Source organism: Exiguobacterium sp. s140 (assembly GCF_018617035.1).
GTDB classification, from domain to species: Bacteria; Bacillota; Bacilli; order Exiguobacteriales; family Exiguobacteriaceae; genus Exiguobacterium; species Exiguobacterium profundum.
The window spans coordinates 250,106-263,137 of the sequence record NZ_JACSJK010000003.1 but is presented as its reverse complement, the minus strand read 5'-3'; the positions used below and the strand labels follow the sequence as shown (position 1 = coordinate 263,137).

9 protein-coding genes are annotated in these 13,032 nt (G+C 41.0%); 3 read left to right on the top strand and 6 right to left on the bottom strand.

Annotation, left to right across the window (positions count from 1 at the left end; translation table 11 throughout):
- The first annotated feature begins 54 nt into the window (after window positions 1–54).
- The 3 genes from KNO61_RS12305 to KNO61_RS12295 all read left to right on the top strand — a co-directional run bounded on the left by KNO61_RS12305 (window position 55) and on the right by KNO61_RS12295 (window position 2,824).
- A complete protein-coding gene (locus KNO61_RS12305; RefSeq protein WP_214688349.1) occupies window positions 55–1,086 on the top strand; it encodes a hypothetical protein in 1,032 nt (343 codons plus the stop codon).
- 140 nt (window positions 1,087–1,226) lie between these two features.
- Window positions 1,227–1,808, top strand: a complete 582-nt coding sequence (locus KNO61_RS12300) for a hypothetical protein (protein WP_214688351.1) — start codon at window positions 1,227–1,229, stop codon at window positions 1,806–1,808.
- Between the two features lie 326 nt (window positions 1,809–2,134).
- Window positions 2,135–2,824, top strand: a complete 690-nt coding sequence (locus KNO61_RS12295; protein WP_214688353.1) for a helix-turn-helix domain-containing protein — start codon at window positions 2,135–2,137, stop codon at window positions 2,822–2,824.
- Between the two features lie 32 nt (window positions 2,825–2,856).
- On the opposite strand, the gene KNO61_RS12290 is transcribed toward KNO61_RS12295, so the two are convergent.
- From KNO61_RS12290 to KNO61_RS12265, 6 genes are all read right to left on the bottom strand, one after another.
- Window positions 2,857–3,306 carry a hypothetical protein gene (locus KNO61_RS12290; RefSeq protein WP_214688355.1) on the bottom strand — a complete coding sequence of 150 codons (450 nt, stop codon included), beginning with the start codon at window positions 3,304–3,306 and terminating at the stop codon, window positions 2,857–2,859.
- Window positions 3,307–3,398: 92 nt separating this feature from the next.
- A complete protein-coding gene (locus KNO61_RS12285; protein WP_214688357.1) occupies window positions 3,399–3,785 on the bottom strand; it encodes a hypothetical protein in 387 nt (128 codons plus the stop codon).
- 23 nt (window positions 3,786–3,808) lie between these two features.
- Window positions 3,809–4,558, bottom strand: coding sequence for an ATP-grasp domain-containing protein (locus KNO61_RS12280; RefSeq protein WP_214688359.1), 750 nt, complete (start codon window positions 4,556–4,558; stop codon window positions 3,809–3,811).
- A 96-nt stretch (window positions 4,559–4,654) separates the two neighbouring features.
- A complete protein-coding gene (locus KNO61_RS12275) occupies window positions 4,655–7,768 on the bottom strand; it encodes a hypothetical protein (RefSeq protein ID WP_214688361.1) in 3,114 nt (1,037 codons plus the stop codon).
- A gap of 53 nt (window positions 7,769–7,821) precedes the next feature.
- Window positions 7,822–8,709 (bottom strand): hypothetical protein, encoded by an 888-nt coding sequence (locus tag KNO61_RS12270; RefSeq protein WP_214688362.1) that lies wholly within the window; start codon window positions 8,707–8,709, stop codon window positions 7,822–7,824.
- Window positions 8,710–8,793: 84 nt separating this feature from the next.
- Window positions 8,794–12,966, bottom strand: coding sequence for a hypothetical protein (locus tag KNO61_RS12265; protein WP_214873485.1), 4,173 nt, complete (start codon window positions 12,964–12,966; stop codon window positions 8,794–8,796).
- Between the last annotated feature and the right edge of the window lie 66 nt (window positions 12,967–13,032).

Sequence of the window (13,032 nt, the reverse complement as noted above, 5' to 3'; positions counted from 1 at the left end):
GTCTTAAAAATCCAGAAGCTCTACATGAGCATATTCAAAAAGGAGAGCGAAATGATGAAAAAGTTGGATGTACTCCATGATTCGATTGCCAAGAGGGATTATGAGTTGTATAGCATGTCGTACCAAGAATTGAAGGCTCTAGTAGTTCGAGACCTGACCATGAAGGAAGAGGACGTAATTCGATACGATTCTGACAGTGAGTATTTTCGACCGACATATAGCGGAAAACGGAAGAAAGAAGAGAAATCAACAATTCGAGTCCAACATGCCATGCTCGGACTCGAACAAATGCCGTTCATTTTGGCACACCAAACTGCTGAGGAACGCTATTTCTTGATGGATGGATTCAATCGATTGTTCGGTTCATTCGGTGAATTCGAGCAAATGGTGCTTGTTAAGGTTTACAAAGATGTGACGGAAAAGGATTGGGTCAACATCATGACACATTCGAACGCATGGAAGATGAAACAAGGAGACGGTGTGAAGATGATGGACAGAGGATTCAAATTGAGCATCTTCGAGAACTATGGAATCGACTTGATTTCTACACCATTGAAGGATGACCAAGAATATCCCCTCCACTTTCAGACAATCTTCCAAAAATACTTTAACTATAGTCCATTTGAGACATTATTCGATAATGACCAATTCTTAAATGATACGAGACTTTTGATTCGTTTGTTAAAAGAACCTCTTCGTTTTCACAATAAGACGAAAAAAGAGGATGAGTGGATTGAGAGCGCTCCAAAAGAAATTAAACGATTCGCACACAGTTACGAATTGATTAAACTCGAAATCGCCATCTGCCTCGGTCATATCCGTCGCCTTGAAAATAAAAAAGACGGAGCAAGAGGAAACTTAACGTTTGAAGATGTGATGAATTGGTTCCAACAAGAATCTTTACAAAAACACTTCGTCAAAGTCACGCAGATGCAAGTTCCGGGACACACAAAAAACTACATCATCAAGCACCTGAGAGACGACTTGTACGATTTCTTGATGGGCTTGATGGGTGTAAACGACGAACCTAAAGAAAAGGAAGTCGTTCAGAACACAGATTGGACTATCACAGAAGACATGCTCTGATGCATGAAAAGACCCTGATTTTCAGGGTCTTTTTTATATTCCCCAGTCCGCCTGAGTAGGATAAGGCAAATCACTAAAACAGGCGTGTGAACAATGGTTCGAGTCACCATACACACTTATTCGAAAGGAGAGTTCATCTTATGAACCAGTTACCAAAGAAACTGTATCATGTCACATTAGACCTCGACCATCCGGGAGTCTTTGAAGCTAGAGTCCCAAAGAGCCGTATGAAGTCGGAGGACAATACAATCCCTCGCATCTGCGTGTCTGACACGATTGAAGGGTGCCTCACTTCGACACCATTCGGTTCTCATTATCTCGATGAAAGCTTGATGGAAAACTCAGACCTTATCAAAATATTCGTGATTGATACGGAAAAATTGGGTCTGTTGTCATCAGACGTTCTCCCACCGAGTGAGTTGTATCAGGATGGCAAGGTTGATGATGCCATGCTGACAAATGAACATTGGATACTGAGGAATATCACAGTTCCGAAAGAAGACCAAATGGTTGTCACCGTTACAGGTTTTGATGATACGGATTGGAAATACCGATTCAGCCACAGCGAAAAAGCTGTTCTTGATAAGATGGATATCGACTGGTCTGATTATGATGCTGTCGATGAAGCTTGTTTTGAACACTTTGGCACAGAATCACAATCAGTTTGTATCATCAAAGATGTAAGCTTTGAAGTTGTGAAAGACCACTTAATCTCTGCATAAAAGAATCGATTACTCGGTTCTTTTTTTGTTTTGCAAAAAAGGATTAAAATGAAACTATTTCCTTATTTTAATATGGTACATAATCCTCATTTTGCCCACTTTTTCTAATTAATATCCAATTTCCATTGTTTCTAAATATAATTAACTTGTACAATTAAATCGTTCGATAAATAGACACTTTTTTAAAATAAAAAACATTACTTACTTGCTATGTACTTCAGTATTTGTACCGGATGACGATAAGAAAGATGGATGGAAATGTGCATTCGAATATCACCAAACCTAATTGCTGATTGTTCTTGTTTTGGTTGTAGGGGGCTTTATTGATGACAGAAAGAGAAGATTCACGCCCTAAATTGACAAAGCGATGGACAGTTTCCGAGGTGGACTATCTGAAAGAAAACGTAGGATATAGAAGGATTCAAGATATCGCAGAGACGTTAGGGAGAAGTGAGAACGCAGTCCTATTAAAGATTAAACGATTGAAGATAGGTATGACCCGCTCGGTTTCTGGGAAAGTGACATCAGGAGAGTTGGCAAGACTACTGGATGTAGACAGAAACACCGTTCGTTGTTGGATTCAATACCATGGATTACCTTGTTCCAAGAAGGTCACAAGTAATACAAGAAAATACACACTCATTCTTCCAGAAATTTTTTGGGAGTGGGCTTATCTCCACAAGGAGAAGATAGATTTTCGAAAGCTTGAGAGAAACGCTCTCCCGCCAGAACCGGAATGGGTCGAACAAGAGCGCAAACATCCAAGTTATCAACGCAGGTCATATCAGGAATGGACGACCAAAGAAGACTTGGAGCTTGCAAGTCTGATTGATGAAGGGCTCTCCTATCGAGAAATAGGTGAAAGATTGAATCGTAGCTCATACAGCGTTGAAAAGCGATATCATCGCATCAAAAACGATGTTGCCTATTATAAAGGCAAACGACCGTATGCCGTAAAGAAGGGCGAACGGCTCTGCTTGAGAGAGAGCCTATCCAATCCGAATATTCGCTCATGAGAAAAAGACCTTGTCCGAATCGGATAAGGTCTTTATTGAGAGATTTTCCAATTATAAACAACCTGTTGATGCATTTTTCGTGGGAGTTCAACTTCCATTTCGCAATAAGGGCAATAGCCTTTGCCCCCATCAATGCCATCATCTATAGGGAAACTACCAAGTACATGTTTGTTCTCACATTTCACAAGATGAGAACGGTCAAAGTATCGGTCTTGATTCTCTTTCAAAAATAAAATCACGTGCTTTACATCCATATTTAACTTTCTAAGTGTGATGACCATCTCATCCATCGTCACGTCCATCCAAACACTTAGCTCGGTAGCCAATACACTTGAATTCCGGTCACCGGTGAGATTCTCAGAAGTGACATGGGTCATCATCTCGTTGGTTGAGGTCATCGATGAGTATGAGTGTTCGACAAAAGATTTCTCCCATTTGGCAAAATCATGGATGAAGCGTCGAATTATGAAGTTGGAATTCATATTCTAGCCCCCTATCATATTTCTCCCTATTTTACCACCAGAAGTATTTTTTGTCTATAATGAAGTTATTATTTAGACTATATTGTATATTCCTAACCGGCATGTAACTCTCTATTGTTCACAATAGAAGACTTTCCACGTCCACTGACTACTTGCAGAATGGCACGGATGTCCTGGTATAAACATTGGGCTTCTCCTTTGGAAAGACGGAAGATGGCATTTGCAAATTGAACCTGCAATCTCTTCTCTTGCCCTTTATCCAAAAAGAACTGTAATTCGTCCTGAAGGTCATGTAAGCGAGAGACCGGATTGACGTTTACACACAACACCTCTCCCTTAGATGCTGTTCGCCCAAGATACACATCGCCGAAATAAAATGCTCGGGATTTCTTTTTTGGAACATAGATAGATAGTCGATTGTCTGTCAATTCCGCATAAACGGTTACGTTCTCAACGATATTGATTTTCCCTAATTTCAATTTTCCCACCTCTTTTTTTAAAATTATCTTTCCCCTGATTGCTGTTGAAAATAGCGATACCCTTGAATTATCATCGAAGGTAGTCTTTGATAATTAAAAAAACCATACAGCCCACAAGATACGAAAGGATGCGCTTCGATGAGAAACGTCTCATCCTCATAAACTCCGATATCGAGCGTATAGCTCAATGGAAAGGTATCGCCTTTTAATCTGCTCGATTCGATTACTGCAATCATGGCTTCAACGACATCCATATCCGGAGATATTGGCAGGATGTCTTCTGATAAATAAGGTTTCGCACCGACAGCTATCCCTTGTTGTACAAAAATTCTCCATTCGGAATGAATCGACTTTTGTTCTGAAACATCAAATAACACATCTGGAAGTTCCTCGATTTGCGTAACTGTTGTGATTGCCGCCGCTGTCCCCTTGTAAACGAGAGACTCCTTCACAAAGAGGGGAAGACGTTTTGTTTTTAGGTTTTTCTTCGAAATAAACTTATGGTAATCCCGCTTCGTGAACGAATGGAGATTTAACACTTCCGGTACATTCAGAGGGATGACTCGCTCAGGGCGTTGAAGATGACTCATGACAAATTCTAAAGAACCAACCGGTATCATGTCTGCTTCCGGTATAGATTCGTTTGATAGAACGAAAGAGTACGTCTTTTCGCCATACATCCAGTCATGGTAGCGGATAGCATGCATGAGATGGAAGCTAAAATCATGAAGCACGTGACCATTCTCATCGGATTCAAGGATAAATGTAATCATTTTACAGCCCTCCTTTAATATATTTATATTGAAATTATTATTTTTTTATAGTCAAAATTAAGAGGGGGTATATCCCCTCTTAATTATTGGAAGTTATCATAGAACTGTTTTCTTTTCATTGTCTTTGAACTTGATGAGTACGTCTTTATTTGTCCAATCTTCTGGAGTAATCAATGTGATGTCCGGAATTCGCTTGTCTATATTCTTCACTTGAATACTCTGATATCCAAACGTCCCATCGTTGTCAACGGCATAAAACGTATATACGCCATTTTGATGTATCACATAGCTTGAACTTGTTCCTGAAACCTGAGTGCCATCAGGAAGAACAAGATGACTAATCCCTTTCTTGCTGTTAGAGTAGGCAGTTACTTGAACGGAAATGCTCTTATTCGTCCAGTTTGTGTCATATTCAAGTTTGATACGGGGAGCTAACAGTTCATGATAGTTCTTGACCTGATAAATCTTCTGGTCTGACCAAATCCCGCCGTCATTCACTCGATAAGCGTAATGACCGTTTCCATTTATCGGGAACAGGACATCGTTACCGTTTTTAATCTCACCGGTATTGGTATCTTGAACAAGTCCGATGCCTGAGTACTTCTTATCTATCTTGACCCTAAGGTTTAGACCATCCTCCTCAATTGAGAAATTAGGAGAGCTAACTGTGGTCGCCACCACTTTTTCGTTCCCGACAGCATCGATTATCCGGAATCGATATTCTCCAGGATTCGTTACGACATGCCTTGCTGTATCTCCGATTGTTTCCGCTAGATTCGGATGGATGATTTTCTTGATGCCCGAGACGCTATCCTTACCGATTACATTAATTGCGAGTCCCTCGCTAGGATTTGTTCCATCGAACGTGAAGTCAGCACCGGTTGGAAGTGAACGGTCTATCTGATAAGGTCCCAAAACCTTGTTCAAGACATTCCCTGCCATGTCCAAGGCTTCGATGTGAATATAATTATTCCCCTCATCATCCACTAGTTGAGTACGAGCTTTTGCTGATGAATATTCACTCCATCCTGATGATGGTTTAACCATTGACTGACTAACTGCAACACGTTGATGTTTGAATCCGCTACCACCTTTGTCATCAAACAACATCTGGACTGTAATCTGATTCTTCGTCCATTTATGGCTAGTCAAATCCGCAATGACGGTTGGGAAAACTTCATCTTTAGAAACGGTGACGTTTCGAACAAATTCTTCCGACCACAGATTGTCGCTATTTTTGGCTTTGAGCGATATTCTGTAGTTCCCGCTCCCTCTGGAGATGAAGTCTTCTTGAAATTGAGCTCCCTTATAGAATTGAATATTGTCCTTGAAGAACGTCCATTCATAAGCGACAATCTCTTTTCCTGCAGGGTCATACGAGGTATTGGAATGGGTCACTGTATCATAAATGGATACATGGTTAGGTGTGACCGTGAAGTTTGCAATCGGTCTAGCCGAACGATTCGTGGTTGTGAAATATCTAACTGATGGTCTAGATACTTGTCCCTGATAATCCTCAACTTGATATTGGACAAGATAATCACCATTTGGAGGTAGAACAGACGGTTTTCCAGTGTTCCATTTCTCATCAGTTGTTTTTTTCCACTTCCAAGTTCGTACTTTTATCCCTTTGTCCGTCTGAGACATCTTATCTAAGTCGTATGAGTAGTCTTGAGTAAGGAGTCTGAACTCGTCCCCGCTTTTCACTAAATCACTTGAATATGCCGCAACAGGTTCACGATGGACAAAAATGTTGGATGGTATTGGAGACTGGTCTCCGAATGACAGGTTGTACTTTCCGACCTTATCGAAATTCAACTGCAGATTCTGTTGATAGAATCCGCTAGTTGGAGATTCTCCCATTGGATTGTCAAAGAAATCATATTCATGGTCTAGACGCCAACGACCTGATGGGAACTCAGGGGTTTGTGAGTTTGTTTTTAAAGATTCAGGAGTAACCGAAACATCCAAACGTTCGTCGAGTAATACATACTGACCTCTTCCAGATTTAAGCTTAAGCTGACTGAAGATGTACGTCGCCGCATCTGTTATCATCTGATTATAGTCTTGATTCGACAAGACAGTCCCTTTGTCGTTATTTTTGGCTACGAAGGATTCCATTTGAGATTTGTTCGTAGGAGTGCCCAAGCCGACATAGCTAACATCTTCGTTGATTAATCGAGGCAAGATTTCTCCAAGCCCATATGAGTCAGAAAACTCATTGACTACGGTGTCATCGATGTTGAGCAAGAAGCGCTCCGATTGATTTCTCCATTTTGGTTCTTTGATGACATCCTTAAATTCTTTTGCTTTCAAAATGTTTAAATCCACATTTGTTAGCGCAAATTGACCAATTACAGAGCAACCATGAGAATAGTGGTCACTGAAGAAACCAAACCCCCAACCGAAATGTTCATCCAAAGGAAGATTCCCGATTTCTGCACCGGTGTTTCGATTCATGACAGTCAATTTGTTCTTCTCCATCTTCAATTTGAAGGAACCGGATTGCCCCATATTGATAGTGCCGACTAACGTCGCTTTGGGGTTAATCGTCCCGCTTGCGCCCCATCCGCCACTCCAAATCTCTTCACCGGAACTCGAACTCCAATTTTTCAGTTTAAATAACGTCGCTTGCTGTCCTCTAGGAAATGCAAGTGCGTAACCGTCCATCAGCCCGTTTTCATTAAGATGCGTGTTGAGTAGAACCCCACCACTATCAAACGAATCCCCATAATCAAGTGAGAAGTCAAAAGACATCGTCTGTTCTTTGATATCCGGGTCTTGATTGTTTGGTGTTAAAATCTTATTGAATCCAGGGTTTGATGGGTTGCCGTACATCTGAATTCTAGAACCGTTGTTCTGTATGCTGATACTCCCTACGTGACTATAAACGTGTTGAGTCCATGCAAACGTACTTTGAAGATTTTGAGAACTGGTCTCCATTGCACTAATATTTACTCGTTCAGGATTGATTCCCAATTCAACTAGCTTCTTTCTCAAGTCATCTCCGAAATTCTCGACATTGACAGCTGTTTTACCAATCGTCAACACGACATCAACATCTTTGTCGGATGTTAGATTGATATTTATTTCCTCACTTTCCTCCGCTGACGCCTTTTCTAAACTCATCGGATATAGTGACAGCACACCTACCAATGAAACTGATAGCGCTGTTCTAATAATTTTTTTGGACATATCTCTACTGTTCATCTAATTCCCCCTTTCATGTCAGTTTTTACTTATCTTATGTTAAGGGATTGGGATTATTTCTCGACAAGCTTCATTTCTCTTGTTTCTTTGTCGTATGAAAATACTTTTGTATGCGTAGGATTGGTCGCCGTAATCTTATAAAATGTGTCTCTGGCTTCAATGTTGATTAAATAATCACTCTCTCCTCTCAGAACGATATTTGATACAAACTCCCTCAACATATTCAAATACGCATCTTCCGTCAAATCAATCATTTCGTGGTCTTTCATATTGAAAGAAATTGTCTGTTCAAATTCATGTACTACCAGTGACTCTTTCGCTTCTTTTTCGAACTGAATCGTGTCTACATATGGAATGTTTACATGCGAATCGTGACCACCATGCGAGTGTGAATGGTTCGCTTCGTTTGAATGTGATGCATGTTCCTCAGGTGATTCTCCTTCATGACCTGGTGGCAATTCCTCATGCTCCTCTTCAATCTGAACATTGATTCCTTTTGCGACCTTCAATGTCTTATCCATGACTTCAATCGGAAGATGGTTTTGAATATAGCTACTGTCTTTCACGACCTTATCTTTCAATATAGTCATATCTGCTTTTATTTGATATTTGACACCCTTATCCTCATCAAAGGCATGCGAAGAAACATCTCTCAAATCAAAATAGTAGGTTTCCCCATTATAATGAATGGGTTTCTGAAGTGAATCATATCCAAAGGCAAGCATCATATCTTCATGAGAGGCATACTCAGCAGATTTATTCATCACTTGACTCACAAAGACATCCAACGCTTCTTCTTTCTTCGAAATCTTTTCCTTTTCGACAGCGATTAGTTCCTCTTTTCTATCCATCGATTGAAACATATATAGGTTTAATCCGATAGAGGCAAGCAGACCCCCGACAATGATGATTCTGCCACTAAAAACCTTCTTATGACTCATAAACATCTCCCCTTTTCTCCTTTACAATTATTGTACGAAATATTTTTGATAATAGTCAAAAAAAGAGAGGGCTATGCCCTCTCATCAACGTTTCGTATTACTATCTTTGATAAATACATTCACCTTGACTTTGGAAGATGTTTTTTCCTTTTCAGTAAAGGTGATGAGTGGAAGACCTTTGTCAATATTCCGGATTTGAGCCACCTTAGTTCTCTCATTTCCTACTTTGTCCCGCACAACAAACGAATAATCTCCATTTTCAGTTACGATGTAAGATGTCGATGACCCTGACACGCTAACCCCATTTGGGAGTTGAACAGAATCATATCCCGCAATCCCTTCATCTCTGAAATTGGTTAAAGAAATGACCACGCTATTATTTGTCCACCCCTTTGACCAGACAATATCTGCATCTGGCATTTGATTGTCGATGTTCGAGATTTTGACACTCTTCGTAATTTTGTTCCCCGCTTTATCAAACAACGTCATTGAGTATTCGCCATTCTCGAATACATTGAAGTTTACCGTTGCCTCTGCAGGGACTCTCGTGCCATTGGGCAATACAACCTCATGAATTCCCGATACTCCAACATCTTGGATATTTTTCATCGAGATGGTCACGGGACCTTTGTTGATTGCTTTTGGATAGTAATCGATGTCTGCCAATGGATTTTCCTTGTCAATATTATTGACGATGATACTCTTTATCGTATTGTTTCTTGCATTGTCTTCTAATGCAAACGTATAGGTTCCATTTTCAGATACGATGTATTCTTTATCTTCAAAGGTGAATTCCATGTCTCCATTTGGCATGACAATGGACTTCATTCCGCCGACTCCAATATCTTCGATGTCCTCTAAGAACAACGTGACATCTTGATTTGTGAATTCGGTCGTTGAGGGGCGAAGGTTTGCACTTGGTGGCGACTTGTCGATGTTCATAACCGTTATGGTTTTAATCGTTTCATTTCCGGCTCTATCACGTATAGCGAACTGATAGTTGCCGTTTGAGGCGACTACAAATGAAGTCGTCGTCGTCGGTGAAATGACCGCTCCATTCGGTAGACGGATACTTTCAAGACCTGACACGCCAGTATCATTCACCAGTGAAAGGATTAATGTGACATTCGAATTGGTCAATGTCGTTGGTGTTTGTGTGAGCGATGCAGTAGGCTTGTTTTTATCGATATTCCCTACCGTGATGGCTTTATTGGTTCGATTTCCTGCATGGTCTTCGATTTCAAACGTGTAAGTCCCGTTCTGAGTGACCGTGAACAGCAAGTCTTCAAAGCTTGTCACTTTCTCTCCATTCGGTAATTTAATGGATTTCAGTTTTGACACACCGACATCCTGAATGTTTGAGAGTTTCAAACTGACGTCTTGATTTGTGAAACTCATTGGAGTCTGAGAAATATCAGCCGAAGGTGGAACCTTATCAATATTTTTAACCTTAAATGTTTTTTCAACAATGTTTCCGGCATTATCTTCGATGATGAAGATGTAATTGCTATTTTCGGAAACGGCGTAAGAAATATTTTCAAACGTTCTCTTCACTGTCCCATTCGGCAGTGTAACAGATTTCAATCCCGAAGTTCCGATATCACGAATGTTTTCTAGATAAAGTGTCACATCTTGATTTGTCATGTTCTCGGTAGACATTCTCATATCTGCTTCAGGAGCGTCAGTGTCAATATTTGAAACTTCGACCGAAAGGACTTTTTTGTTCCCGATATTGTCTTCCAATACAAATTCACGTGTCTCGTTCTCATTGACAACATAGACGATTTCCTCATCTTTTGTCACAGTTCCATCTGGATGAGTCACCGACTTCAAACCTGCGAAACCGATATCTCGAATATTGAACACACGGACTTCTACGGAGTCTTTTGTAAAGATTGAAGGCGTCTTGATGACGTCAGCCGTAGGTGGTTCCTGGTCGATATTGTTGACCGTCGTCGTATATTGAATGGTGTTTCCCGCATTGTCACTCACCTCAAATGTGTAAGTCCCATTTTTCTTCAGCGGATATGATTTATCTTCAAACGTTGCGTCAGTCGAACCATCAGGGTATTTTACATGTTTCAATCCGGATACCCCTTCGTCATGGATATCAGTGATGTTTACCATCACATCATCACGAGTCGCTTCCGTCGTAGAAAGACTAAATTCTGCAGATGGTTTAATTCTATCAATCGTGTTGACGTTGATTGTTTTGATGACAGAGTTACCTGCATTATCTTCCAATCTGAACGCATAGTTCCCGTTGTCAGTCACAACATAATCGTGATTTCCTGGAACCAAGAATTCGCCATTCGGCATCATCAGCGATTTCATACCGGATGTTCCAACGTCACGAACATTTCGGACTTGAATCGTCACGTCCTTATTCGTAAAGCCATTCGGGTTCTTAGTGAAATCCGCTTCCGGTGCCTCACGGTCGATGTTTGTTACATCGATGGACTTATTTGTGACATTTCCTGCGTTATCGACAATTTGGAATGTGTACTTCCCACGTTCCTTGACCTCAAATACGATGTCTGTGAACGTAGAGTGTTTCGTCCCATCAGGGAGTATGATTTCCTTCAACCCTGAAACCCCACTGTCTTGGATGTTTGAGAGTGTCAACAAGACGTTGCCTTTAGTCCAACCGGTAGGCGATTGCGTAAGATTCGCAGTCGGAGCGATTTTGTCGATATTACTGACTGTGATGGATTTCGTCGTGGCGTTTCCGACATTATCTTCGGCTCTAAATGTATAGGTGCCATTTTGTGAAACCTTGTATGGAACAGTTTCAGCATTCACCCATACACCATTTGGCAATAGGACACCTCGGAGTCCGGAATCTCCAAAGTCCTTCACATTGTTTGCTGTAATCGTGACATCTTGATTTGTGAAGCTCGTTGGATTTGCCGTTAAATTGAAATCAGGCAACTCATTATCAATGATATAGTCTACAGTCACCTTGTAACGATAATAATTGTCGTAACCAGGCTTATAGGCGACACCATGATAGTTTTGAACGTAATACCGTGTGTCTACTGCCGGTTTTTTGACCTCACCTCGGTAAGTTCTCTGGAACACCTGTGTGTCGGGTCTCGTGACCTTCCCGCTGTACTTCATTCTTCCGAGAGAATGATAATACGTATAATTTCCTTCGTGGTGATTTTGAGCTGGTTTGCGTCCGAATCTAACATGCGCTTGACCATTTTTCACCGAAGCTTCTGCAAACTCAGTAAAAGAATGATATTGCCCCTTCCAGATTTGTGGGACGACAGGCATCCGACCAGAAGCATTGTCGTACCATCCTCTAGTCCATTTCTCTTGGTTATCGGCATAACTTTTAAAATAGTCCTGACTATAGGATGTGGCATCGCTCCATTTTCCGTTTCGATATGTTTCAAACCACACTCTGTGGGCATATGTGCTCCAATTTCTTAACCAATCTCCTGTCCCATAATCTTTAGGTGGGGGAGCCAAAAGTGTGTCTTCATCTTCTGTTATCACTCGTTGAGGATTTCCATATTGTTGATACCATTTTGAAATGACCTCGTATCCTGAACTGTTCAATGTCCCAGTATAGCCGGACTGGTCACTGTAGTTCATCTGTGTCCCGAAATAAGCTTCCGGGGTACTTCTACCTGGAACACCCTGGGAAGAATAAGATGTAACGTTCTTCTCTCCCGCAGGATAACCTACCCCCGGTTTCGCTGACGTTGAGTATTCGTAAAGCCGACCGTAGTAGCCTGTATATCTTCCTTCTGATTCATTTTCATAATCCAGATAGGTCGCCAAACCTGCTGTACCCCATCCTGGTTGACCGTCTCTTGTCAAACTGGCGGTGAAGGATTGTTCTGGTGTATATGAGCCATACTGCTGATAAGAACCATTCTGAGAGTACGTCCCACTATATCCATCTCCATCAGAATAAGAGATTTCCGAAGGGAAACTCGTATTATACTGAGTCCTCGACGTTGAAATATACTTCGAGTATTTATAAGGATTCCATTCTGTCCGATGAGAGTCACCGTTTGACACTTCTAGGGTAAGATTGTTTCCACTCATTGAATATGCAACGTTACCGTTATCTACCGAAACTGATTGAACATATGCATTATTGGGCAATGCAATGGTTTTGGACGTGCTTTGACTGAGACTTTCACTAAAATCGACACTCAATTCTTCTGCATGAGCTATTTCCGGCATCATGCTCGTCGAAATCATAATGCCTAATAGCGAAAGTGATAAGATTTTCTTCAAGATACCCCCTCCTGACTATATTCGATATTTTTATACTATGTATATTCTGATGGAATAATGAAGTAT

Bases quoted from the DNA above. Each gene is read 5' to 3' on its own strand.
- KNO61_RS12305 (WP_214688349.1), top strand. From the start codon at position 55: ATGAAAAAGTTGGATGTACTCCATGATTCGATTGCCAAGAGGGATTAT.
- KNO61_RS12300 (WP_214688351.1), top strand. From the start codon at position 1,227: ATGAACCAGTTACCAAAGAAACTGTATCATGTCACATTAGACCTCGAC.
- KNO61_RS12295 (WP_214688353.1), top strand. From the start codon at position 2,135: ATGACAGAAAGAGAAGATTCACGCCCTAAATTGACAAAGCGATGGACA.
- KNO61_RS12290 (WP_214688355.1), bottom strand. From the start codon at position 3,306: ATGAATTCCAACTTCATAATTCGACGCTTCATCCATGATTTTGCCAAA.
- KNO61_RS12280 (WP_214688359.1), bottom strand. From the start codon at position 4,558: ATGATTACATTTATCCTTGAATCCGATGAGAATGGTCACGTGCTTCAT.
- KNO61_RS12275 (WP_214688361.1), bottom strand. From the start codon at position 7,768: ATGAACAGTAGAGATATGTCCAAAAAAATTATTAGAACAGCGCTATCA.
- KNO61_RS12270 (WP_214688362.1), bottom strand. From the start codon at position 8,709: ATGAGTCATAAGAAGGTTTTTAGTGGCAGAATCATCATTGTCGGGGGT.